Source organism: Embleya sp. NPDC055664 (assembly GCF_053618075.1).
On record NZ_JBSHGZ010000003.1, the window covers coordinates 143,302 to 167,372 of the forward strand.

Genomic DNA, 24,071 nt, shown 5'->3' on the forward strand with positions numbered 1-24,071 from the left:
GTCCGTACCTGCGGGGATGCGTCGTACCCGTCTGTCAGGATGATCGATGTGGCGACGAACGATCCTGGTGGGAGCAGCGGCGAGGACGGGCAGCTGGTGCTCGGGGTCGAGGGGGCGCGGCGGGCCGTGCGGGCTGCGCGGGGGCGCAAGCCGAAGGCGCCGGCTCAGGCTGAGCGGCTACCGGTGGCCAGGGTCGTCGTGGACAAGGGGCTCGTGCACCTGGATCGGTTGTTCGACTACTCGGTGCCGGCCAAGCTGGACGAGCAGGCCCAGCCCGGGGTGCGGGTGCGGGTGCGGTTCGGGGCCAAGGTCGTGGACGGGCGGCGGCGCGGTGGCGGGTTGATCGACGGGGTGATCGTCGAGCGGGTCGAGCGCAGCACGTACGCCGGGCCGCTGGCCCCGTTGGCGAGCGTGGTCTCGCCCGAGATCGTGCTCGCGCCGCCGATGGTCGAGCTGGCCCGGGCGGTGGCGGACCGGTACGCCGGCAGCCTCGCCGACGTCGTGCAGCTCGCGCTGCCGGCCCGGCACGCGCGCGCCGAGGCGGAGCCCTCGGGGGAGCCGTTGACACGGCCCGGGCCGCCCGCGCCCGGGCCGTGGTCGCGCTACCCGGCCGGCGTCGCGCACCTGGCCGCGCTCGCCGCGGGGGAGTCGCCGCGCACGGTGTGGACCGCGCTGCCCGGACCGCACTGGCCGGACGAGATCGCCCGCGCGTTGGCCGCCACCCTGGCCGGAGGTCGGGGAGCGCTCGCGGTCGTCCCCGACGCCAAGGCCGTGGATCGGGTCGACGCGGCGTTGACCGCGCTGCTCGGTCCGGGCCGGCACGTCGCGCTGACCGCCGGACTGGGACCCGAGGAGCGCTACCGGCGCTGGCTCGCGGTCAACCGGGGCACGGTCCGCGCCGTCGTGGGCACCCGCGCGGCGATGTTCGCGCCGGTGGTGGAACTGGGCCTGGCCCTGGTCTGGAACGACGGCGACGACTCGCACGCCGACCAGAACGCGCCGCACCCCCACGTGCGCGAGGTACTGGCCATGCGCGCCGCCCGCGAGCACGCCGCGTTCACCGTCGGCGGGCACTCCACCACGGTCGAGGCCGCGCAACTGGTCCGCACCGGCTGGGCCCGGCCGCTGGACGCCGACCGCGCCGCCGTCCGCGCCGCCGCACCGCTCGTGCGCACCGTCGGTAGCGATTTCGACCTGGCCCGGGACGAGGCGGCGCGCGCGGCACGGTTGCCGAGCCTGGCCTGGGACGTGGCGCGCTCCGCGTTGCGCAGCGGTCCGGTCCTGGTCCAGGTGCCCCGACGCGGCTACCTGGTGCGCACGTCGTGTCAGCGCTGCCGGGAGCCGGCGCGCTGCGTGCACTGTTCGGGGCCGCTCGAACTGCCCTCCGGGGACGCGGTGTTGACCTGCGGTTGGTGTACCCGGCCGGCGCCGAACTGGCATTGCCGGGTGTGCGGCGGGGACCGCATCCGGGCGGGCGTGATCGGTGCGCGACGGACCGCGGAGGAGTTGGGCCGCGCGTTCCCGACCGTGCCGGTGCGTACCTCCGGGCGGGACGCGATCCTGACCACCGTGCCGGATCTGCCCGCGCTGATCATCGCCACGCCCGGAGCCGAACCGGTCGCGCCGAGCGGCTACGCGGCGGCGCTGCTCCTGGACGGCTGGGCCCTGCTCACCCGGCCCGACCTGCGCGCCGGCGAGGAGGCGCTGCGCCGCTGGCTGGACGCGGCGAGCCTGGTCCGCCCGGCGGGGGAGGGCGGCACGCTGGTCGTGGTCGCCGAGTCCACGCTGCGCCCGGTGCAGGCGCTGGTGCGGTGGGACCCACAGGGGTACGCGCTGACCGAACTCGGCGAGCGGGCCGACCTGAACCTGCCGCCGGTGTCGCGGATGGCGTCGGTCACCGGGCCGCCTGCCGGGATCGCCGACTTCCTGGCGGTGCTGCGGCTGCCGGACGGGGTGGACGTACTGGGGCCCGTCCCGGTCGCCCCGACCGTCGCCCGCACCCCGCCGCCGGCGCCGACCAGGCCCGACCCCAGGGCCGCCGACACCCGCGCCGAACTCACCCGCGCCCTGTTCGGCACCACGCCGCCACCCCCCGCGGCGGCCCGGCCGGCGGCCGAACCGCCGCGCCATGAACGGGTCCTGCTCCGGATCGAACCCGGCCGCGGCGCGGAACTGGCACACGCGCTGAAGGCGGCACAGACGTTGCGTCTGGCCCGGGGGACCGCCGATCCGGTGCTGATCAGGGTCGATCCGCCGGACATCGGCTGACGCGGTCGGGCGCGGCGCCCGGTCCGCCCGGACGGCGCGCCCCCGGCGGCACCCCGGGCGCCCGGCTCATGGCCCGGCTCCGGGGGCCGCGCGGCGGGTGCCACGAGCCCACCCGGGTGTGACCCGCCGACGCGAGTGACGCCATGCCCGCGGGTTTCTCGTCGGTTGCGGCCCTGCTGCCTCGCAGACCTGCCGCCCCGCGGACCCGCAGATCCGCGAGGACTCGGGCGTTCGCCCCTCTCGCAGCTAGGGGCGGCTACCCCCAGTGCGTCCGGCTTCCGCAGCCCTTGGTCGTCGGGGTCGTGGTGCAGCGCAGTGACTCCGTGTCGCCCGTGCGGTCGGCCAGGAGGGCGCCGGCCGCGTCGTAGGCGCGGATGTGCGGCGGGGCGTCGACGTTGCCGGGGATGCCGGCGAACCACACGCCGTTGCGGACCACCGCGCCGATCGTGCGTCCGTCCGGCAGCTCCACCACGATCCGGGCCACCGAGGCAGTGGTCCTGCCCCACCACGTGGACACCGCGGAGACCGGCGGCGGGTCGTTCACCGGACCGAGGAGCATGCTTCGACGGACTTCGAACGGGCCCGCGAGGGTGCCGTCGGCCGCCGTCGGGGCCGGGAAGTCCGGTGGCGCCTCCCCGTGGCAGACCACCAGGCCCGGCTTGGTCGCCTTGCCCACGACCATCGGGCGCAACATGCCGCTGCGCATCTCCTCCCAGGCGGTGAAGTACGGCTTGAACGCCGAATCCGGCTCGCGCACCTTCCACAACGACGCGTCGGGCCCGGCCGGACTCGGCGTCCGCGCCCCGTGCGCCGTCGGGCTCGCCGTCAGCGGCGGCGGCGGCCCCCCGTCCACCGCGACGCCCGGCGGGAACGTGGCCGGCTTGTCCGGCCAGTACAGCGACCCGGACCCGATCGCGGGCCCCCCGGACGACGTCGGGGACACGTTCGGCCCGGTCGGCCGGCCCGTTCCGGCCGGCGGCACCGGATCGCTCGACCACGGCGGCACGGGCGCCTCCGACAACGGCATCCCCGGCGGCAGCGACCACCCTCCACCCGGCGACATCGTCGCCCCCGGGGGCTGCCACGTCGGCTTCGACGTCGCGAATCCGGTCGGCGGCGGAGGCGGGACCGCGGCCCGCCGGCCGTTGTCCAGACACGTCGCCAGCGTTCGGCTCGCCACGTCCCACGGCACCGGGTCGCCCGCCTTGGCCGACTCCCTCGGCACCCCCTGGGACGGGTCCTGGCCGGCCACCGGCCCCGCGGCCGACAGGTTCTCCGGCCCCCGCCACGGCCCCGCGGCCAACACCCCCACGGCGCACATCGCGAGCACCGCGCCGGCGGCGATCCCCGGTACCAGCGCCCGGTGCCGGCCGGACGGCTCCGTGTCGAGCATGGCCAGCAACTCCCGCCGGCGCCGGTCGTGTCCGGGCAGCCGGTCCTCGTCGTACGGGCTCATCGTGCCTCCTCGATGCCTGTGTGCGTGCTCGCGTGCACGCCCTCTTCGGCCAGCAGGCCGCTCAACCGCTTGCGGGCCCGATGCATCCGCGCCTTGACCGTGCCCAACGCCACGCCCAGCGCGGTGGCCGCCGCCTGCTGATCCAGGCCGCCCCACACGCACAGCTCCACCACGTCGCGCTCGTGCCGGGGCAGCTTCGCCACCGAACGCCGCAACGCCTGCGCCGCACGCTCGCGGTCGATCCGCCGGGCCACCTCGTCCGCGTGGTCGGGTTCGTGGTCGGGCAGCGGCACCCGCGCGGCCAGCGCCCGGTAACGCTTGAGCGCGCGCCGCCGGTTGGCCACCGTGCGGTTCGCCGTGCCGAGCAGCCACGGCAGTGCGCTGTCCCGGTCGAAGGTCACCTCCGCACGGCGACGCCAGGCGGTCAGGAACACCGCCGACGTCAGGTCCTCGGCCTCACCGCCGTCACCGGTCCGCCGCAGGAGGTGGCCGTAGACCGCCCCCGCGTGCCGGTCGAACACCACCGCGAACGCGTCGCGATCCCCCGCGCGGACCCGGGCCCACAACACGTGGTCCCCGTCCTGATGTTCCTGTTCGGTCGTCACACCCGGAGAGTGTCCGCCACCTCGGACAGGGTTGCCGGAGGTACGCCGGCCCCACCCGACCAGGCTTGCCGGAGGCACGCGAGCCCCACTCCGCGCACCACCGGAAGCCGACGCGGACGGTCGCCGGACGTACCCCGGGCCGCCCCGCCGGCGACCCACGCCCGGCATGCGGGAGCCGGGCCGCGCCCGCTCAGTAGACTTGCCGCTCTCCGGTTCCGATCGACCGACACCGCCGAGCGGCACACCTCGTGTACCGCGCCGCCACGCGCGGCGGTCGCCGGCAGCCGTACGACCGACCACCGACCGACCACCGATGGGGGAGCACACCCGTGGCAGTCCAGCCGATCCGCCTGTTCGGCGACCCCGTCCTGCGCAGCAAGGCCGACCCGGTCACCGTGTTCGACAAGGAACTGCGTCGACTGGTCGCCGACCTCACCGACACGATGCGCGACGCGCCCGGCAGCGGCCTGGCCGCGCCGCAGATCGGCGTCGCCCTGCGGGTGTTCACCTACCAGGTGGACGGCGAGGTGGGCCACCTGATCAACCCCGACCTGGACCTGTCCGAGGACGAACAGGACGGCCCCGAGGGCTGCCTGTCCCTGCCGGGTCTGCGCTACGACACCAAGCGCGCGTACGGCGTGGTCGCCAAGGGCTTCAACATGCACGGCGACCCCGTCGTCATCGAGGGCACCCGGCTGCTCTCGCGCTGCATCCAGCACGAGACCGACCACCTCGACGGCATCCTGTTCATCGACCGGCTCGACCGCGAACAGCGCAAGTCCGCGCTGCGTGCGCTGCGCGAGGCGGAGTGGGCGGGGCAGGCCCCGCCCCAGGTGAAGTTCTCCCCCCACTCCACCTTCGGGAAGGCCCTCTAAAACCCCATGCGCCTAGTCTTCGCCGGCACCCCCGAGGTCGCCGTCCCCGCACTCGAAGCCCTCCTGGAGTCCCGGCACGAGGTGGTCGCGGTGGTCACCCGCCCCGACGCCCCCGCCGGTCGCGGTCGCAGACTGGTCGCCAGTCCGGTGGCCGAGCGGGCCGCCGAGGCCGGGATCGAGATCCTGCGCCCGGCCAAGCCGCGCGACCCGGAATTTTTGGCCCGGCTCACCGAGATCGCCCCCGATTGCTGCCCCGTGGTCGCCTACGGCGCGCTGCTGCCCAAGGTCGCGTTGGAGATCCCCGCGCGCGGCTGGGTCAACCTGCACTTCTCGCTGCTGCCCGCCTGGCGCGGCGCGGCGCCGGTGCAGCACGCCGTGCTCGCCGGCGACGACATCACCGGCGCGTGCACCTTCGAGATCGAACAGGGCCTGGACTCCGGCCCGGTGTACGGCATGGTCACCGACGAGATCCGGCCCACCGACACCAGCGGCGACCTGCTCGACCGGCTCTCCCGCTCCGGCGCGCGCCTGCTGGTGGCGACCATGGACGGGATCGCCGACGGCAGCCTCGCCCCGCGCCCGCAGTCCCCGGAGGGGGTGTCCCTCGCGCCCAAGATCGGCGTCGAGGACGCCCGCGTCGACTTCACCGCACCCGCGCTGCGCGTGGACCGCGTGGTGCGCGGCTGTACCCCCGCCCCCGGCGCCTGGACCACTTTCCGCGGCGAGCGGCTGAAGCTCGCCCCGGTCCGGCTGCGCGCCGGGGACAACGCGCTGGCCCCCGGCGAGATCGCGGTGGAGAAGAAGGTGGTCCGCGTGGGTACCGGCAGCCACGCGGTCGAACTCACCCAGGTCCAGCCCCAGGGCAAACGCATGATGGCCGCCACCGACTGGGCCCGGGGCGCACACCCCGAGCCCGGTGAAACCCTCGGCACGAACTGAGCACCGTGACCAACGCCCCCGCCGCACGCCCCTACCGCCGCCCGCGTCCCGACGCCGCGCGCCTGGCCGCCTACGACGTCCTGCACGCGGTCGGCGAACGCGACGCCTACGCCAACCTGGTGCTGCCCGCGCTGCTGCGCGAGCGCCGGATCATCCCCCGTGACGCCGCCTTCGCGACCGAGCTGGTGCACGGCACGCTGCGCCGCCAGGGTACCTACGACCGGATCGTGGCGGCCTGCACCGACCGGCCGATCCAGGAGATCGACCCGCCGGTCCTGGACGTGCTCGCGCTCGGCGTGCACCAGCTGCTGAGCATGCGCACCCCCGTACACGCGGCCGTCTCGGCCACCGTGGAACTGGCCCGCGCGGTACTCGGCGACGGCCGGGCCAAGTTCGTCAACGCGATCCTGCGCCGGGTGTCCAAGCAGGACCTGGACACGTGGTTGCGGCAGATCGCGCCGCCCTACGAGGACGACCCCGAGGGCCACCTCGCGGTCCTGCACTCGCACCCGCGCTGGATCGTGCAGGCGCTGTGGGACGCACTGGGCGCGCGCGGCAACCCGCACGACCGCGCCGCGATGGAGGCGCTGCTCGCCGCCGACAACCTCGCCCCGGTGATCTCCCTGGTCGCCCGCCCGGGCCGGGTGGAACTCGCCGAGCTGTACGAGGCCGGGGCCACCCCCGGGCGCTGGTCGCCGTACGCCGCCACGCTGCCCGAGGGCGACCCCGCCGCGATCAAGGCGATCCGCGACGGCCGGGCCGCCGTCCAGGACGAGGGCAGCCAGCTCGTCGCCGCCGCGCTGGCGAACGCCGAGGTCGAGGGCGCCGAGAGCCGCTGGCTGGACCTGTGCGCCGGCCCCGGCGGCAAGGCGGGCCTGCTCGCCGCGATCGCCACGGGCCGCGACGTGTCCCTGCTCGCGGTCGAACGCCGCCACCACCGCGCCCGCCTGGTCCGCAACGCGATCGGCCACCTGACCCACCATCAGGTGATCACCGCCGACGGCACCAGGCCGGCCTGGCGACCCGGGAGCTTCGACCGGGTGATCGCCGACGTCCCGTGCAGCGGCCTGGGCGCGCTGCGCCGCCGCCCCGAGTCGCGCTGGCGCCGCAAGCCCGAGGACATCCCCGAACTGGGCGAACTCCAGCGCGCTTTGCTCCGCACGGCGGTGGCGGCGGCCCGTCCCGGCGGGGTGATCGCCTACGTCACCTGCTCACCGCACCCGGCCGAGACCCGCGTGGTGGTCGACGACATCCTGCGCGCGGACGAGGCCGAGTTGATCGACGCCCGCCCCCTGTTCCCGGGCGTACCGCACCTGGGCAGCGGGCCGGACGTACAACTGTGGCCGCACCTGCACGCCACGGACGCGATGTATCTGGCCCTGCTGCGTCGGAGGGGCTGACCGGTCGGCGGTCGCCCGGCCGAATGGGGTGATGCGCGGCTGAATCCGGTTGAATGGGGCATAACGGCGAGGGTGGTCGTCACTTCGGGCGCGGCCGCACCGGCCGTCCCTCGGGCTCCACGCGCACCGCGGGCGGTCGCGACATCCCGCCATCGCAGGAGCCGCCGTACCCATGTCCACGCTCGCCCGCAGCACCCCGCGCCCCGGCCTGCTCGTCCGCACAGGGGCGGCGGTGCGCGGCGAATGGACCAGGCTCACCGCGCGGCCCGTGCGCGAACTGCGCGCGCACGGGCCGAAAGCGATTCCGCTCACGGTGTGCGCGGTGCTCCTGAGCCTCGGCTTCTGGCTGGCCTGGCGCACCTCGTGGGGCGGCGACGTGGTGCGGGTGCTGGGCGGGGTGAGCGCGGGCATCCCGCTGCCGCTCGCGCTGCTGCGCACCCCCGTGTCGTTGTTCGTGCCCGCGCCGGACCTGCCGGTGTGGGGTGCGCTGATCCAGGTGCTGATCCTGTTCGGACTGGCCGAACTCGACCTGGGCGCCCGTCGGACCCTGGTGATCGCGTACGTCGCCACGCTGTCCGGCACACTGGCCGCGCGCGTGATGGTCGGCCTCGGCCCGGACCACGTGCTCGGCATCGACGCACATCAGGGCGACATCATGGACACCGGCCCCTCGGCCGCGGTGGTCGGCCTGGTGGTGTGCATCGCGATGGTGCGCCGGGCGCCGATCCTGTTCGTGGGTGTGTGGGCGCTGATGATCGCCGAGGTGGTGGTCAAGCCGAACCTGGCCGGCCGCGAGCACATTGCCGCGCTGACCGGGGTCACCCTGTGCACCGGCGTGTACCTGATCCGGCGGCGCCGGCGAGACCTTGAAGCGTCCTCTCGTCGTGAAGTATCTTGATGTCGAGATAGTTTGCGCCATGCCCCCGGGAGGCCGCCATGCCGATCGACTTCCACAACCACGCCAACCGCCTCACGTACACCCACCGCACCGCCGGCGCGGACTGGGCGCGGCTGGTCGGCGACCTCGTGGACCCGGTCGGGGCGCGGGTCGTGGACGTCGGGTGCGGCGGCGGGGTGTACACCACCGCGTGGCTGGACCTGGGGGCGGCGAGCGTGGTCGGGGTGGACTTCTCGGCCGCGATCCTCTCCGGCGCCCGGGAGCGGGCCGGGCTGTCGCCGCGGGAAGGGTTGTCGTTTCGGGAAGGGGACGCGTACGCCACCGGGTTGCCCGACGGCGGCGCCGACATCGTGTTCGAGCGGGCGCTGATCCACCACCTCGACGACCTCGCCGGATGCTTCCGCGAGGCCCGGCGGCTGCTCGCGCCCGGCGGCACGCTGATCGTCCAGGACCGCACCCCGGCCGACGTCGCCCGCCCCGGCACGCCCACCCACCTGCGCGGCTGGTTCTTCGAACGGTTCCCCGCGCTGCTCGCGATCGAGACCGCCCGACGCCCCACCGGCGCCACGGTCGAGGCGGCACTGCGCGAGGCCGGCTTCACCGCCGTACGCACCACCGCGCTCGCCGAGACCCGCCGCACCTACACCGACGCCCGAGAGGTCGGCGCCGACCTGCGCGCCCGCACGGGCCGCTCGCTCCTGCACGAACTGACCGACACCGAACTGGACGCGCTGGCGGCCTACATCGAGTCCAAACTTCCGTCCCGGGCGCCCATCACCGAAGTCGACCACTGGACGATCTGGTCCGCGACCGGCTGAGGTCTCCCGCCCCGGCGAGGACGACGAGAGACCCCAGCAGCCACACGTCGCTTTCACTCATTGTGACGAAGCTTCACGGGCCGGCGTGGGCGACCCCGAACCATGAAAACCGCAGCGTGCTCACGCAGCGCAACGGGTGGGCGGGTGGGCAAAACAACCCCGCCCTAATGGGCGCAGCGCTCCGCGGCCCCCGTCGCCAGGGCCCGCAGCCGGTCCACCGCCGCACCCGGGTCCGTTCCGTCGAAGACCGCCGAGCCCGCCACGAACACGTCCGCCCCGGCCTCCGCGCACATCTCGATCGTCTTGGCGGAGACCCCGCCGTCCACCTGCAGCCACATCTGCAGACCGTGCTTGGCGATCAGCTGCCGGGTCCGGCGGATCTTCGGCAACATCACGTCCAGGAAGCTCTGCCCGCCGAATCCCGGCTCGACCGTCATCACCAGGAGCATGTCCAGCTCGGGCAGCAGGTCCTCGTACGGCTCGATCGGCGTGGCCGGCCGCAGCGCCATCGAGGCCCGCGCGCCCTTGGCCCGCAGGTCGCGGGCGAGCTTGATCGGGGCGGTCGCGGCCTCCACGTGGAACGTGACGCTGCCCGCGCCGGCCTCCGCGTAGGCGGGTGCCCAGCGGTCCGGGTCCTCGATCATCAGGTGCATGTCGATGGGGGTGTCGGTGGCCTTCATCAGGCTCTCCACCACGGGCAGGCCGAGGGTGAGGTTCGGTACGAAGTGGTTGTCCATGACATCCACGTGGAGCCAGTCGGCGTTGCGCACCTGCGCCACCTCGTCGGCGAGGCGGGCGAAGTCGGCGGACAGGATGCTCGGATTGATCTGCACGGTCATGCGCACAGAATCTCATCGAAGCGGGCCGCCGCGGGCACCGCCTCGACCAGCGACCTGACGAATCGTCAGATCATCCTCGCCGCAGTCGCGTTCGGATATACGAACGCACCGTGACGGACGGCACAGGTTGCCCACGGTCAACGTTGTCGGCCGCCGTGGCACACTTCGAGGTGTACGAAAGTCACGTACGCGCGCTCCGGGGTCGGTGAAAATCCGAACCGGCGGTTACAGTCCGCGACCCGGTCGACGCCCCGCATCACGTGGAGCGACGGCCGGCTGAACCGGTGGAATTCCGGTACCGACGGTCAAAGTCCGGATGGGAGGTGGCGCGCGGCGAGCGACTGCGGCATGCCCGCGTACCCCAAGGTGCGCCGACATCCCCGCGCGTCGATTCGTCGTGTCGTTGTGCCCGAAAACACCCCGGTTGCCCCGCGTCGAACGCGAGGAGGCACGAGGTGGAGGGCAACACCGCCCCGTCGGTCGAGGAGACCTCGGCGATGCGCCGGGCCATCTCGCTGGCGAGCCGTGCGCTCGGTCACACCAGTCCCAATCCGCTGGTCGGCTGTGTCGTGCTCGGCCCCGACGGCACCGTGGTCGGCGAGGGCTTCCACACCCGCGCCGGCGCCCCGCACGCCGAGGTCGAGGCGCTGCGCGCGGCCGGTGCGGCGGCCCGCGGCGGCACCGCCCTGGTCACCCTCGAACCCTGCTCGCACACCGGCCGCACCGGCCCCTGCACACAGGCCCTGATCGACGCCGGCATCCGCCGGGTGCGCTACGCCGTCGCCGACCCCAACCCGGCCGCGGCCGGCGGCGGCGCGGTGCTGCGTGCGGCGGGCATCGACGCCGAGGGCGGCCTGCTCGCCGCCGAGGCCGCGGCGGGCAACCGGGCCTGGCTGACCGCCATCCGCCTGGGCCGCCCGCACGTGACCTGGAAGTACGCGGCCACGCTCGACGGCCGCAGCGCCGCCGCCGACGGCAGCGCCCGGTGGATCAGCTCCGTCGAATCCCGCGCCGACACCCACGTGCTGCGGGCGAGCGTCGACGCGGTGCTGGCCGGCTCCGGCACGCAGCTCGCCGACGACCCGCACCTGGCCGCGCGCGACGTACCCGGCGCCCGGCAACCGCTGCGGGTGATCGTGGACACCCACGCCCGCACGCGCGCCGACGCCCGGGTGCTCGACGACGCGGCGCCGACCCTGATCGCGGTCGGCCCCGACGCGGCCGCCGCACACCTGCCCGAGGCCGCCGTACTGCGCATACCGCTCGCGGACACCGGACTGGACCTGCTCGCGCTGCTGAAGGAGCTGTACGCCCGCGACGTGCGCGCCGTGCTGCTCGAAGGCGGCCCCACCCTCGCCGGCGCGTTCGCCGCGGCCGGCCTGATCGACACCGTCGTGGGCTATCTCGCCCCCGCCCTGCTCGGCGCCGGACCCACCGCCCTGGGCCCGGCCGGAATCGGCACCATCTCCGAGATGTTGCGACTGGACGTCGACGACGTCACGCGCCTCGGCACCGACATCCGCATCACCGCCCGCCCACGGCCGCACTCCGCCGGCCGTACGAAGGAGTCCTGACGCATGTTCACCGGAATCGTTGAGGAACTCGGCGAGATCGTGGCCATCGAGCGGCTGACCGACTCGGCCCGGATCACCATCCGCGGCCCCGTCGTCACCACCGGTGCCCGACACGGCGACTCGATCGCCGTCAACGGTGTGTGTCTGACCGTCGTGGACGACAAGGTCGACCCCGAGGTGGCCACCTTCACCGCCGACGTGATGCAGGAGACGCTGGACAAGTCCAGCCTCGGCGCGCTGAGCACCGGCTCGCGGGTCAATCTGGAGCGCCCCATGGTGCTCGGCGGCCGGCTCGGCGGACACCTGGTCCAAGGGCACGTCGACGGCACCGGCGAGATCCTGGCCCGCACCCCCGGCGAGGAGTGGGAGATCGTCGAGATCGCCCTCCCGGCGCACCTGGCCCGCTACGTGGTGGACAAGGGCTCGATCACCGTCGACGGAATCAGCCTCACCGTCGTCGAGGCGCGCGACGCGAGCTTCACCGTCAGCCTGATCCCCACCACGCTCGCGCTCACCACCCTCGGCGTGAAAACCGTCGGAGACCCGGTCAACCTCGAGGTCGACATCATCGCCAAGTACGTCGAGCGACTGGGCACCCACGGGCCGGGCACACCCGGGCTCGGTACACAGGTGAGGGCATCGTGACCGGCTGGCTCAACGACGCCGCGTTCACCGTCGCGAACAAGCCGGTGCCGTGGTCCGACCTGCTCGGCCAGATCGCGTCCCTGGCCACCGTCTGGCTCGCGCTGCGCCGCAACCTGTGGGCGTGGCCGGTACAGATCGTGGGCGCGGCGCTGCTGATCGCCGCCAACACCTCCGTGCACCTGGGCGGCAGCGCGATGCGCAACGTGGTGATCATCGTCGCCGCCGCGTACGGCTGGTGGCGCTGGGCGCGCGGGCGGCGCGACACCGGTGAGGTGGAGATCCGCTTCGGCACCACCCACGAGCGGATCGCGCTGGTCGCGCTGATGGCGGTCGGCACGGTCGGCTTCGCGCAACTGCTCGAACACACGGGCATCTCGTGGGCGCCCTGGCCGGACGCGTACATCTTCGTCGGCTCGGTCGTGGCGATGCTCGCGCAGGCCCGAGGGCTGTTCGAGTTCTGGCTGGTGTGGATCGCGGTCGACCTGGTCGGCGTACCCCTCGCCTGGCAGCACGGTCTGGTGTTCAGCGGACTGGTCTACGGCGTCTTCCTCGTGATGTGCGTCGCCGGACTCGTCGACTGGTGGAACCGCTCCCGGCGGTACCGGGACAAGGGGGCTGCCCGCAGGGCAGAACGGCACCTGGAAGGGGCAACGGCGTGAAGACCAGCAGCGAAACCACCGAGATCGAGGTGCCGGCGCAGATGGGCGCGCCCACCGAGTCGGCCCTCGACACCATCGACGACGCGATCAAGGCGATGGCCGCCGGCGAGGCGATCGTCGTCGTGGACGACGAGGACCGGGAGAACGAGGGCGACCTGATCTTCGCCGGCGAGTTGGCCACGCAGGCGTTGATGGCCTTCATGATCCGCTACTCCTCGGGCGTGGTCTGCGTGCCGATGCGCGGTGCCGACCTGGACCGGCTCAAGCTGCCCCCGATGACCGCCGTCAACGAGGACCGCAAGGGCACCGCCTACTCGGTCTCGGTCGACGCCAAGGACGGCGTGGACACCGGCATCTCGGCCGCCGACCGCACGCACACCGTGCGGCTGCTGTCCGACCCGGACACGCTGCCCACCCAGCTGACCCGACCCGGCCACATCTTCCCGCTGCGCGCGGTCGAGGGCGGTGTGCTGGTGCGCCCCGGGCACACCGAGGCGGCCGTGGACCTCGCCGAGTTGGCCGGTCTGGCGCCGGTCGGGGTGATCTGCGAGGTGGTCAACGACGACGGCACGATGGCCCGGCTGCCGCAGCTGATCCCGTTCGCCCGCGAACACGGCCTCAAGATCGTCAGCATCGCCGACCTGATCGCCTACCGCCGCCGTACCGAGCGCACGATCGAGCGTGCCGCCGAGACCCGACTGCCCACCGAGCACGGCACGTTCCGGGCGATCGGCTACCGCAGCACGGTCGACAACGTCGAGCACATCGCGCTGGTCGCCGGCGACATCGGCGACGGCGAGGACGTCCTGGTCCGGGTGCACTCCGAGTGCCTGACCGGCGATGTGTTCGGCTCGCTGCGCTGCGACTGCGGCCCGCAGCTGGACGCCGCGCTGGACCGGGTCACCGCCGAGGGCCGGGGCGTGGTGTTGTACATGCGCGGGCACGAGGGGCGCGGGATCGGGCTGATCCACAAGCTCCAGGCGTACCAACTCCAGGACGCCGGCCACGACACGGTGGACGCCAACCTGGAACTGGGCCTGCCGGCCGACGCCCGCGACTACGGCACCGGCGCGCAGATCCTGGTCGACCTGGGCGTGCGCTCGATGCGGCTGCTCACCAACAACCCCGCCAAGCGCGCGGGCCTGGAGGGTTACGGCCTGGAGATCACCGGCCGGGTCGCCCTGCCGGTGCACGCCACCGCGGACAACCTGCGCTACCTCCAGACCAAGCGCGACCGGATGGGCCACGACCTGCCCTGGCTGGACCCCAGCGACCCGACCGCGGACCTGCCGTCGGTCGCCGAGGTCGCGGAGGCCGTCGACGCGAAGGGGCGCGCGGTCAGCAGCGCGTGACCCCTCGGCTTTCCAGAGCCGCCGACGTCACCCGTACCGGTGACACGCACGCGGTGCGGTCCCGGCCGCGCCGATAGGTTCGTCTCGTTCGAACCGCTCCATCCTCATCTCGCAACCAGGCTCGCAGTCGTGCACAAACCGGGCAACACAGCCCGGGCATCGAGCCGTTCCAGCCGAAGGACAACGACAGACATGAGTGGCGCAGGAGCCCCGAAACTGACCGTCGAGGGCTGCCGTGACCTGCGCGTGGGCGTGGTCGCCGCGCAATGGCACACCGCCGTGATGGACGGCCTCGTGGACGGGGCCGTCAAGGCCCTGAGCGAGCTGGGCATCACCGAACCCACGCTGATCCGCGCCCCCGGCGCGTTCGAATTGCCCGTGCTCGCCAAGGCGCTGGCCGGCCGCGGCTACGACGCGGTGGTCGCGCTCGGCGTGGTCATCCGCGGCGGCACCCCGCACTTCGAGTACGTATGCTCCGCCGCCACCGACGGCCTCACCCGGGTCGCGCTCGACACGGGCGTGCCGATCGGCTTCGGCGTGCTCACGTGCGACACCGAGGAACAGGCCCTGGACCGGGCCGGCCTGCCGCACTCGCGCGAGGACAAGGGCCGCGAAGCGGTGGAGGCGGCCGTCGCGACCGCGATGGCGTTGCGTACGCTCTCCGAACCGTGGCGTTCGGCCTGACCGGCAGGTCGGCCGGGCCGTTCGACACGCCACCCACAACCACGCGATGGGCACCATGAAGACGTTTGAACAGCTTTTCGACGAGCTGCGGGCCAAGGCGGAATCGGGCCAGGAAGGCTCGCGCACGGTCGAGCTCGTCACCGCCGGCGTACACACGATCGGCAAGAAGGTCGTGGAGGAGGCCGCCGAGGTGTGGATGGCCGCCGAGCACGAGGGCGCCGACCGCACCGCCGAGGAGATCTCCCAGCTCCTGTACCACCTCCAGGTGATGATGGTCGCCCGCGGCATCTCCCTCCAGGACGTATACGCTCACCTGTGACAGCCGCCGTCCCCGGCCCACCACCCGGGCCGGGGACGAAGCCGTACCCCTGAGATCCACCCGATTCGCTCCACTCGGTATCGCTCCACCAGGTATCGCTCCACTCGGTTCCGCTCCACTCGGTTCAGCACCATCCCGAAGGGTCATTCCATGCTGCGCATCGCCGTCCCCAACAAGGGTTCCCTCTCCGAGCCTGCGTCGGCGATGCTGCATGAGGCCGGCTACCGCCAGCGCAAGCACTCCAAGGAACTGGTCCTCACCGACCCCGACAACAACGTCGAATTCTTCTTCCTGCGCCCGCGCGACATCGCGATCTACGTCGGCTCCGGCCGACTGGACGCCGGGATCACCGGGCGCGACCTGCTGATGGACTCCGGCGCCGACGCCGAGGAGATCCTGCAACTGGGCCTGGCTCCGGCCACGTTCCGCTACGCCGCGCCCGCGCCGATCGCGCGCGAGCTGGCCGAGCAGGGCAAGAAGGGGCTGGCCGGACTGCGGGTGGCCTCCTCCTACATCGGCATCGTCCAGCGCGACTTCGCCGAGCACGGCATCGAGGCCGCGGCACTGGTCAAGCTGGACGGCGCGGTGGAGACCGCGATCCAGCTGGGCGTCGCCGACGTGATCGCCGACGTGGTGGAGACCGGCACCACGCTGGCCCAGGCGGGCCTGGAGGTGTTCGGCGAGCCGATCCTGCGCTCCGAGGCGGTACTGATCCGGCGCGCCGGCGCGGAGACCTCGCCGGCGCTGGAGCAGTTGGTGCGCCGGCTCCAGGGCGTCCTGGTCGCGCGCAGCTACGTGATGATGGACTACGACATCCGGGTCGAGCGGGTCGAGGCGGCGGTCACGCTGACCCCGGGCCTGGAGTCGCCGACGGTCAGCCCGCTGCACAACGAGGGCTGGGTCGCGGTGCGAGCGATGGTGCCGCGCAAGAACGCCCAGCAGATCATGGACGACCTCTGGGAGATCGGCGCGCGGGCGATCCTGGTCACCGGGATCCACGCCTGCCGCCTCTGACCCCGTCCGGTCGGCCCGTCACCCGGCGGGCCGACCACCGCCACCCTCCGGAGAACCGTTTCCCTATGAGCGAGCCCACCCCCGTCGACCCCCCGCTCCCGCGTACCTGGTACGCCAGGCGCAGTCGGCTGATCACCGGCGTGCTCGGCGCGATCATCCTGGTCGGGCTGTGCGTGCTGGCGGTGATGCTGCCGGAGAAGGGCGGCTGGGGATTCGGCTCACGAATGGGCGTCGCGGCCACCGGCGTCCTGGGCCTCGGCGCGATGGTGATGCTGGGCCGCCCGAAGGTGGTCGCCGCCGCGGACGGCGTGACGGTGGTCAACCTGCTGCGGACCACACATCTGGAATGGGCCCAGATCGTCCGCGTGTACCTCCGCCAGGGCGACCCGTGGGTCTACATCGACATGTCCAACGGCGACACGCTGCCGGTAATGGGCATCCAAACCTCCAACGGCAAATCCGCCGCCATCACCGCGGCCCGCGAACTCCGAACCCTGGCCGACCACTACGGCACAGCCCCCGAGGCACGCTAGCGGGCCGGAGCCGCCGGGGCTCTCCCGAGTGGGCCGGGCGCTTCCGGCGGGGGTCGCATCTCGGCCGACTCCGGAGCTCCGCACGCCGGCGGCGGCCCACCCCGCGACTCAGACCGCCCCGGACCAGCCCACGCAACGACAAGCGCAACGCCCGCCGGAAGCACCCGACCCGACCCCATGCCGCCCGCCCCCGCAACGGAGCGTGCCGCGCCCACCCGCGCCCACCCGCGCCCGTGCCCGAACCCGCCGGCCCGTCCGGCGTTTGAGGACAGCCGGGCCGGAGGCCGGCCGCCCCCGTGTCGGGCCGGCGCAGCCGACGCGCACCGCGAGCCTGCCCCCGCCCCCCGCGGAGCGTCAGCGACCCTGTATGCGGACGATCTGTAGCGCGATCATCAGGTTCAGGCGCAGATGCGGATCCTGCGTGAACGGGCCGAGCAGTCGCTCCAGTTTGGTGATTCGATACCGCAGCGTGTTGTAGTGCACATACAGCCGCCGTGCCGTTTCGGCCACGTTCAGGTTCGTGTCGAGCAGCGCTTGCAGTGTGTTGCGCAGGTCGGCTGCCTCGGGGTCGCGGGGGTGGGCCAGTGTGCGCAGGGCCTCGCGGGCGAAGCGGTCGAGTTCACTCGGATCGGGGATCAGGCTGAGCAGTCGGAAGACGCCGAGCTGGTCGAAGTCGGCCACCGCGCCGGGGCCGTGGATGCGCCGACCGGCGGCGACCGCGCGGCGGGCCTGCTCGTACGCGGCCGGCAGCGCGTCGAGTGACTCCGCCGGTCGGCTCACCCCCGTCGTGAACGAGCGGATCGTCGGGCCGCAATCCGCGTGCACCACGGCCGCGAGTTCGGTCACCAGCCGGGCGGCCTGGCCGTCGGCGGGTGCGCCGAGCAGGGTGACCACCTCGCGCGGATACGCGGCGACCGCGGCCTCCGGGGCGCGTGCGCCGACCGCGCCGGACCAGGCGAGGGCCAGTGCCTCCTGCCCGGCCCGGATCGCCCTCGGGTCGCGGCCGGCCGCGGGCGGGTCGGCCTCGGCCACCACCACCAGGAGCGGCCCGGTCGGCAATACCGCCCAGCCCGTCAGGTCCGCGCCGCGCCCCGTCAGCAGGTCGCGCATCAGGTCGCTGCGGTACTTGGCGTCGGCGGCGGCCTGCGTCAGCCGCCCCGCCAAGCCGATCGCGGTGTCCACGAGCGGCCGCCCGCCCGGCCGTACCGCCTGCCCGGGGCCGCCCGCGTCCGGGGGCGCTGCGGGTGCCGGGACCGTGGGCTGCGGGCGCGGGTCCTTGCCCGCCTCCCACGCGGTCGAGGCGCCCGCGACCCGGGCGCGCGGGGTCGGGTCGGGCTCGGGGGCGCTGGCACCGCCCCCGACCACCTTGCGGCGCCGTGGCGGCAGCCGACGCGGCGCCGCTCCGGCCACCGTCGCGCGGCCGGCTCCGCCGCTCTTGTCCCCGGGACGAAACTGCGGTTCGCCCCCGGTTGCCGTTCCGCCCGCGTCCCCGAGGTTGCCCATATACCGACCGTAGCGTTACGAACACGAGCGCGTCAGCACCGCCGAGAGCGTGCGGGCAGTGCACCCCCGGAGTGCGCCCGGCGCACGATCCCTCTGCGAGGGCCGTCTCGGCAACTTCGGATTCCGTCCCGGGATTTACCCGCGTGGCGCGCTTGACCGTTGTGTCCGGATCGCCATAACTTGCGGTACAGCGGCGACCCCGAGGACGGCCCCGGTCCCGCGCCGAGACGAAGCCCCCGATCGTTCCCCCGCGACCGGGGGCTTCCTCGTGTGCGCCGGGCCGACTCGCGTCCGCCCCGGGGGACTTCACCGCCCCCGCCGCGCCCCCGGCTCGCATCCGCCGCCGGCGGCGGCTCACCACCTCGAGTCCCATTCGCCCCTCGGCTTGACCGCTCCCGCTCGGTACGATGCCCCGGGGGGCGAACGCGTGGCGAAACGGACACCATCCGTGACCGATGCGTGCGTGACGGACAGCGGAACGGGAGAGGCTTTAAGGGGCGTCGCCGATCGAGCGGAATGGGCGCACCGGGATTCATCGGCAGCGGGCCGACATCCTCTCGAAGTCCCCTCGGGGACACGGGCACGCGGAGAGGACCGGCCGGGGGAAGGGGGGTCCACCGTGGGACAGACCGAACGTGGCGCACGCACCGGTAGTCCGGCCGAACTGGCCTGGTTGCGCGGCATGGACGCCTATGTCGCCGGCGAATACGGCCAGGCGGAGGTGCAGTTCCGGGCCGCGGTCGAGGCCGACCCGGGTATGGCCGACGCCTGGCTGGGGCTGCACGCGCTCAAGGTCGAGGTGGCCACCGCGGTGGTCGCCATGCACACCCATCGCGAGCGCTTCGGGGAGCAGCGCGCGAAGTACGGTCGGCCGCTCAACTCCTGGTACTGGCTGGGCTGGTGGGTCCAGCTCGTGCTGGAGACCCCGCGCGACCTCGCGCTCGCGCACGCCTCGCACTGGTTGGACGGCCGGCACCTGCCCGAGCTGGACGCCGCGCTCGCCCTGTGCCCGCCCGCCGAACAGGACGCCGCCACCCGCTTCCTGCTCGCCTGTCGGGCCTATCTGGGCAAGGACTGGCAGCAGTTGCTCCGGCACACCGCGGGCCTGGACGACGACGCGCTGCTCGGCGTCGAGGCGGGCCTGTTCGCCGGCATGGCCCGGGTCCGCCTGGGGCTGTACGCCAAGGCCGAACAGGTGCTCGCCACCGCCCTGGTGCGCTGCCGCTCGGAGCACCCGCAGCGCAAGGAGCTGCGCTACTGGCTCGCCCGCGCGTACGAGGAGACCGGCCGCACCCCGGCCGCGCTGCCCCTGTACCGCGCGGTGCACCAGGCCGACCCGTCGTTCATGGACACCGCCGCGAGGTTGTCCTCGCTGGCGGCGGGCGAGCCGCTGGACGAGTACGGCGGGATGACCGCGCGCCTGGCCGGCCCCGTGGTCGGTCGCGGCCCGCTGCCCGACGTGCTCCCGCCCATACCCGCGACCGCGCCCCCGCCCGCCGGGCCGCCGCCGGCGGTGGAGACCGAGCGCGAGCCGGAGCCCGTCCCGGACGGCGAGGCCGACCCACAGGCCGACGTCGACGCGCGGGCGGCCGACCGGGCGGCGCCGATGCGCCCCGCCGCCGCCCCCGAGGAACTCGCCCTCGTGCTTGCCGAATTGGAGTCGATGGTCGGCCTGGAGCCGGTCAAACGCCAGGTCCGGGCGCTGTCCGCGCAGATGCGGATGGCCCGGCTGCGCGAGGCGCAGGGCCTGCCCGCGCAGGCGCCCAAGCGGCACTTCGTTTTCTCCGGGCCCTCCGGCACCGGCAAGACCACCGTGGCCCGCCTCCTCGGCCGGGTCTTCGCGGCGCTCGGCCTGCTGGAGAGCGATCGCCTGGTCGAGGCGCAGCGCTCCGACCTGGTCGGCGAGTATCTGGGCCAGACCGCGGTCAAGACCAGCGAGTTGATCGACTCGGCGCTGGGCGGCGTGTTGTTCGTGGACGAGGCGTACGGCCTCACCAACGTGGGCTACTCCAAGGGCGACGCGTACGGCGACGAAGCGCTCCAGGTGTTGCTCAAGCGGGCCGAGGACGACCGCGACCGGCTGGTGATCATCCTGGCCGGCTACCCCGAGGGCATGGACCGGCTGCTCACCTCGAACCCCGGCCTGACGTCGCGCTTCACCACCCGGGTCGAGTTCCCCTCCTACGGTGCGGAGGACCTGGCCCGAATCGCCGAGGTGATGGCGGCCGGCGGCGGCGACACCTGGGACGAGGACGCGGCGGCCGAGCTGCGCAGCATCACCGGGCACGTCCGCGAGCAGGGCTGGATCGACGAACTGGGCAACGCCCGATTCGTCCGGACCCTGTACGAGAAGTGCTGCATGTATCGGGACGTGCGCCTGGTCGAGTTGCCGGAGGGCCCGGATCTGGCCGAGCTGACCACACTGCGCCTGTCCGACCTGTTCCAGGCGTACGGGGATCTGGCCGACGGCCGGGGATAGCGGGGCGTGGCACGGGTAGGCGTATCCGGTCACCACTCGCACCGAGGCGGGCGGATGCGGTCCGACCCGGCCCGGTCCGGTCCGACCCGGTCGTAGCCGGACGGAAGGGTCTCCCCGTGGCCAAGCAGAGCGTCGCCGAGCAGTTCGTGGACATCCTCGCCCAGGCCGGGGTGCGCCGGCTGTACGGCGTGGTGGGCGACAGCCTCAACCCGATCGTGGACGCGGTGCGCCGCAACGCCGCGATCGACTGGGTGCACGTACGGCACGAGGAGGTGGCCGCGTTCGCCGCGGGCGCGGAGGCGCAGTTGACCGGTCGGCTGACCGCGTGCGCGGGCAGTTGCGGTCCGGGCAATCTGCACCTGATCAACGGCCTGTTCGACGCGCACCGCTCACACGCGCCGGTGCTGGCGCTCGCGTCGCACATTCCGGGCGGCGAGATCGGCACGGCCTTCTTCCAGGAGACGCACCCGGATCGGCTGTTCGTGGAGTGCAGCCACTACAGCGAGATGATCGGCACGCCCGAGCAGATGCCCCGGGTGCTCCAGTCGGCGATCCAGCACGCGGTGGGCCTGGGCGGGGTGTCCGTCGTCACCCTCCCGGGTGATGTGGCCGCGCGGCCGGCGCCGGAGCGGGGCTATCCGGTGACGCTGCCCACCTCGCTGCCGTCGGTGCGCCCCGGCGACGCGGATCTGGCGGCGCTGACCCGGATGGTGGACGAGGCCCGGCGGGTCACCCTGTTCTGCGGCGCGGGCACGGCGGGCGCGCACGCCGAGGTGATGGCGTTCGCCGAGCGGATCAACGCTCCGGTGGGGCACGCGCTGCGCGGCAAGGAGCACATCCAGTACGACAATCCGTTCGACGTGGGCATGTCGGGGCTGCTCGGCTACGGCGCGGCGTACGAGGCGATGCACGAGGCGGACCTGCTCATCCTGCTCGGCACCGACTTCCCGTACAACGCCTTCCTGCCGCAGGACGTGGCCACCGTGCAGGTGGACGTACGGCCCGCACACCTGGGCCGGCGCACGAAGCTGGACCTGGCGGTGTGGGGCGACGTGCGCGAGACGCTGCGCGCGCTGACCCCGATGGTGCGGGCCAAGACCGATCGCCGATTCCTGGACCGCATGTTGAACAAGCACGCCGACGCCCTCGAAGGGGTGGTCAAGGCGTACACCCGCAAGGTGGAAAAGCATGTGCCCATCCACCCGGAGTACGTCGCCTCGATCCTGGACGAGGAGGCCGACGACGACGCGATCTTCACCGTCGACACCGGCATGTGCAACGTGTGGGCGGCCCGCTACCTGACCCCGAACGGGCGGCGCCGGGTCATCGGTTCGTTCTCGCACGGTTCGATGGCCAACGCGTTGCCCCAGGCGATCGGCGCGCAGTTCCCGTACCCGGACCGGCAGATCGTGTCGATGTCCGGCGACGGCGGATTCTCCATGCTGATGGGCGACCTGCTCACCCTGGTGCAGTCCGAACTGCCGGTGAAGATCGTGCTGTTCAACAACTCGTCACTGGGGATGGTCGAACTGGAGATGATGGTCGCCGGCCTCACCCCGTTCGGCACCACCAACAAGAACCCGGACTTCGCCGCGATCGCCCGCGCGGCCGGTGCCTTCGGTGTGCGCGTGGAGAAGCCGAACAAGGTCCGCGGCGCGCTCCGCGAGGCGTTCGCCCACAAGGGCCCGGCCCTGGTCGACATCGTCACCGACCCGAAGGCGCTGTCCATCCCGCCGAAGATCACCGCCGACCAGATCCAGGGCTTCGCCCTGAGCGCCGGCCGCACCGTTCTGAGCGGCGGCGTGGGGCAGATGCTCCAAATGGCCCGGACCAACCTCCGCAACATCCCGAGGCCGTGACCCGAGGCCGTGAGCCCGGGCCCGAGGCCGAGCACGACCGACACGTAAGACACCCCGGAGCGGCGGCTCGGGGCGGGGCGGGCCGGCGCGGGACGGCCCGGATTGCATCTCGGTGTCGCCGACCTCGGGACAGATCATGACCGGTCTGCTTGACTGTGCCGCGTAATTCTTGGTGGGGGCTGGGGCTGGGAGTCGGCATGGGTGCGTTGGATGGCGTCAAGGTGGTCGAGTTGGCCGGGATCGGGCCCGGACCGTTCGTCGGGATGATGTTGGCGGACGCCGGCGCCGGGGTCGTCCGGGTCGACCGGCCCGACGGCGTCCCGGTGCCCTCGATGGGGGTCGGGCGCGGCCGGCTCGGCACGATCGAGGCCGATCTCAAGGACCCCGTCGCGCGCGAGGCCGTACTGCGGCTGATCGCCGGCGCCGACGTGCTCGTCGAGGGCTTTCGGCCCGGCGTGGCCGAACGGCTCGGCCTCGGACCGGACATCTGCCTCGCGGCCAACCCCGGCCTCGTCTACGCCCGGATGACCGGCTGGGGCCAGGACGGCCCGCTGGCGCCGCGTGCCGGACACGACATCAACTACATCTCGATCTCCGGCGTGCTGCACTCCTTCGCCCGCGCCGGAGAGCGGCCGGTGCCGCCGCTGAACCTGGTCGGCGACTACGGCGGCGGCGCGATGTTCTGCGCGTTCGGCATCCTCGCCGCGCTGATCTCCGCGCGAACCACCGGACGCGGCCAGGTCGTCGACGCCGCGATGACGGACGGCTCGGCGACGCTGAGCACCTTCATCCACGGCATGCGCGGCATGGGCGGCTGGGACGGCGAGCCCGGCACCAACCTGCTCGACACCGGCGCGCCGTTCTACGACGTGTACACCACCTCCGACGGCCGCTACCTCGCCGTCGGCGCGATTGAATCGCAGTTCTACGCCCTGTTCCTGGCCGGCCTCGGCCTCGCCGACGAGGACCTGCCCGCCCAGACGGACCGCGCCGGCTGGCCGCTCCTGCGCAAGCGCTTCGCCGAGGTGATCGCCGGCCGCACCCGGGACGAGTGGACCGCGATCTTCGAGCCCGTCGACGCCTGCGTAACGCCCGTGCTGACCTGGGACGAGGCGGTCGAACACCCGCACAACCGGGCCCGATCCACCTTCGTCCGCCCCGACGGCACCCTCCAGCCCGCCGCCGCGCCCCGGCTCTCCGAGACCCCCTCGGTCGCCCGGGACGCGTCCGGTCGCGTCGACGCGGCGCTCCTGGAGGGCTGGGGGCTGACCCCCGAACAGGCCGCCGCGCTCGCGCCGAAGGACTGACCCCGGCGGGCGGTTCGGGCGTCACCCGGACGGACGTACTCGGCG

At 73.5% G+C, this 24,071-nt stretch carries 21 protein-coding genes and 1 riboswitch; of the genes, 17 read left to right on the top strand and 4 right to left on the bottom strand.

Annotated features, from left to right (window positions below; all coding sequences use genetic code 11):
- The first annotated feature begins 39 nt into the window (after positions 1 to 39).
- Positions 40 to 2,268: a primosomal protein N' gene (locus tag ACWGR4_RS06405; RefSeq protein ID WP_452129590.1), complete on the top strand. Its 2,229-nt coding sequence runs from the start codon at positions 40 to 42 to the stop codon at positions 2,266 to 2,268.
- 256 nt (positions 2,269 to 2,524) lie between these two features.
- On the opposite strand, the gene ACWGR4_RS06410 is transcribed toward ACWGR4_RS06405, so the two are convergent.
- Together ACWGR4_RS06410 and ACWGR4_RS06415 are read right to left on the bottom strand one after the other, a co-directional pair.
- Positions 2,525 to 3,724: a hypothetical protein gene (locus ACWGR4_RS06410; protein WP_380001298.1), complete on the bottom strand. Its 1,200-nt coding sequence runs from the start codon at positions 3,722 to 3,724 to the stop codon at positions 2,525 to 2,527.
- Complete coding sequence (locus ACWGR4_RS06415) at positions 3,721 to 4,329, bottom strand: RNA polymerase sigma factor (protein ID WP_452129589.1); 609 nt, start codon at positions 4,327 to 4,329, stop codon at positions 3,721 to 3,723. The genes ACWGR4_RS06410 and ACWGR4_RS06415 overlap by 4 nt, the downstream gene beginning before the upstream one ends.
- Before the next feature lie 329 nt (positions 4,330 to 4,658).
- On the opposite strand from ACWGR4_RS06415, the gene def reads away from it, so the two are divergent.
- The 5 genes from def (at position 4,659) to ACWGR4_RS06440 (ending at position 9,259) form a co-directional block, all read left to right on the top strand.
- A complete protein-coding gene (def, locus tag ACWGR4_RS06420) occupies positions 4,659 to 5,204 on the top strand; it encodes a peptide deformylase (protein WP_380001302.1) in 546 nt (181 codons plus the stop codon).
- A 6-nt stretch (positions 5,205 to 5,210) separates the two neighbouring features.
- The gene (gene fmt, locus ACWGR4_RS06425; RefSeq protein ID WP_380001304.1) at positions 5,211 to 6,143 is read left to right on the top strand and encodes a methionyl-tRNA formyltransferase; all 933 of its coding nucleotides are present in this window, start codon (positions 5,211 to 5,213) and stop codon (positions 6,141 to 6,143) included.
- A 5-nt stretch (positions 6,144 to 6,148) separates the two neighbouring features.
- Entirely contained in the window at positions 6,149 to 7,543 is a 1,395-nt protein-coding gene (locus ACWGR4_RS06430; protein WP_452129588.1) for an RsmB/NOP family class I SAM-dependent RNA methyltransferase, read from the top strand.
- Between the two features lie 172 nt (positions 7,544 to 7,715).
- Positions 7,716 to 8,441 (top strand): hypothetical protein, encoded by a 726-nt coding sequence (locus tag ACWGR4_RS06435; RefSeq protein WP_380001308.1) that lies wholly within the window; start codon positions 7,716 to 7,718, stop codon positions 8,439 to 8,441.
- 38 nt (positions 8,442 to 8,479) lie between these two features.
- Positions 8,480 to 9,259 (top strand): class I SAM-dependent methyltransferase, encoded by a 780-nt coding sequence (locus ACWGR4_RS06440; RefSeq protein ID WP_452129587.1) that lies wholly within the window; start codon positions 8,480 to 8,482, stop codon positions 9,257 to 9,259.
- 164 nt (positions 9,260 to 9,423) lie between these two features.
- Here ACWGR4_RS06440 and rpe read toward each other — a convergent pair whose 3' ends face one another.
- On the bottom strand, positions 9,424 to 10,098 hold the full coding sequence (rpe, locus tag ACWGR4_RS06445) for a ribulose-phosphate 3-epimerase (RefSeq protein WP_380001312.1): 675 nt from the start codon (positions 10,096 to 10,098) through the stop codon (positions 9,424 to 9,426).
- A 187-nt stretch (positions 10,099 to 10,285) separates the two neighbouring features.
- Positions 10,286 to 10,430, top strand: a riboswitch (FMN riboswitch).
- 165 nt (positions 10,431 to 10,595) lie between these two features.
- Between rpe and ribD the strand changes: the two genes are divergently transcribed.
- The 8 genes from ribD to ACWGR4_RS06485 all read left to right on the top strand — a co-directional run bounded on the left by ribD (position 10,596) and on the right by ACWGR4_RS06485 (position 16,878).
- Positions 10,596 to 11,672, top strand: coding sequence for a bifunctional diaminohydroxyphosphoribosylaminopyrimidine deaminase/5-amino-6-(5-phosphoribosylamino)uracil reductase RibD (gene ribD, locus ACWGR4_RS06450; protein WP_452129603.1), 1,077 nt, complete (start codon positions 10,596 to 10,598; stop codon positions 11,670 to 11,672).
- 3 nt (positions 11,673 to 11,675) lie between these two features.
- Positions 11,676 to 12,317: a riboflavin synthase gene (locus tag ACWGR4_RS06455; RefSeq protein ID WP_452129586.1), complete on the top strand. Its 642-nt coding sequence runs from the start codon at positions 11,676 to 11,678 to the stop codon at positions 12,315 to 12,317.
- Positions 12,314 to 12,976 (top strand): nicotinamide riboside transporter PnuC, encoded by a 663-nt coding sequence (gene pnuC / locus ACWGR4_RS06460; RefSeq protein WP_380001316.1) that lies wholly within the window; start codon positions 12,314 to 12,316, stop codon positions 12,974 to 12,976. Before ACWGR4_RS06455 ends, pnuC begins: the two co-directional genes overlap by 4 nt.
- Positions 12,977 to 13,017: 41 nt before the next feature.
- Complete coding sequence (locus ACWGR4_RS06465; RefSeq protein ID WP_380002051.1) at positions 13,018 to 14,328, top strand: bifunctional 3,4-dihydroxy-2-butanone-4-phosphate synthase/GTP cyclohydrolase II; 1,311 nt, start codon at positions 13,018 to 13,020, stop codon at positions 14,326 to 14,328.
- A gap of 192 nt (positions 14,329 to 14,520) precedes the next feature.
- Positions 14,521 to 15,012 (top strand): 6,7-dimethyl-8-ribityllumazine synthase, encoded by a 492-nt coding sequence (gene ribH, locus ACWGR4_RS06470; protein ID WP_126642970.1) that lies wholly within the window; start codon positions 14,521 to 14,523, stop codon positions 15,010 to 15,012.
- A 55-nt stretch (positions 15,013 to 15,067) separates the two neighbouring features.
- Positions 15,068 to 15,331 (top strand): phosphoribosyl-ATP diphosphatase, encoded by a 264-nt coding sequence (locus ACWGR4_RS06475; protein ID WP_371863190.1) that lies wholly within the window; start codon positions 15,068 to 15,070, stop codon positions 15,329 to 15,331.
- A 150-nt stretch (positions 15,332 to 15,481) separates the two neighbouring features.
- A complete protein-coding gene (gene hisG / locus ACWGR4_RS06480; RefSeq protein WP_380001318.1) occupies positions 15,482 to 16,345 on the top strand; it encodes an ATP phosphoribosyltransferase in 864 nt (287 codons plus the stop codon).
- Positions 16,346 to 16,410: 65 nt separating this feature from the next.
- Positions 16,411 to 16,878 carry a PH domain-containing protein gene (locus tag ACWGR4_RS06485; RefSeq protein ID WP_380001320.1) on the top strand — a complete coding sequence of 156 codons (468 nt, stop codon included), beginning with the start codon at positions 16,411 to 16,413 and terminating at the stop codon, positions 16,876 to 16,878.
- Positions 16,879 to 17,232: 354 nt separating this feature from the next.
- Here the strand turns inward: ACWGR4_RS06485 and ACWGR4_RS06490 are convergent, their stop codons facing one another.
- Positions 17,233 to 18,381, bottom strand: coding sequence for a PucR family transcriptional regulator (locus tag ACWGR4_RS06490; RefSeq protein WP_452129585.1), 1,149 nt, complete (start codon positions 18,379 to 18,381; stop codon positions 17,233 to 17,235).
- A gap of 682 nt (positions 18,382 to 19,063) precedes the next feature.
- Here ACWGR4_RS06490 and ACWGR4_RS06495 point away from each other — a divergent pair.
- The 3 genes from ACWGR4_RS06495 to ACWGR4_RS06505 all read left to right on the top strand — a co-directional run bounded on the left by ACWGR4_RS06495 (position 19,064) and on the right by ACWGR4_RS06505 (position 24,026).
- Positions 19,064 to 20,860 carry an AAA family ATPase gene (locus ACWGR4_RS06495; RefSeq protein ID WP_380002053.1) on the top strand — a complete coding sequence of 599 codons (1,797 nt, stop codon included), beginning with the start codon at positions 19,064 to 19,066 and terminating at the stop codon, positions 20,858 to 20,860.
- 116 nt (positions 20,861 to 20,976) lie between these two features.
- The gene (locus ACWGR4_RS06500) at positions 20,977 to 22,719 is read left to right on the top strand and encodes a pyruvate dehydrogenase (protein WP_380001324.1); all 1,743 of its coding nucleotides are present in this window, start codon (positions 20,977 to 20,979) and stop codon (positions 22,717 to 22,719) included.
- Positions 22,720 to 22,916: 197 nt separating this feature from the next.
- Positions 22,917 to 24,026, top strand: a complete 1,110-nt coding sequence (locus tag ACWGR4_RS06505) for a CaiB/BaiF CoA transferase family protein (RefSeq protein WP_452129584.1) — start codon at positions 22,917 to 22,919, stop codon at positions 24,024 to 24,026.
- Positions 24,027 to 24,071 lie beyond the last annotated feature (45 nt).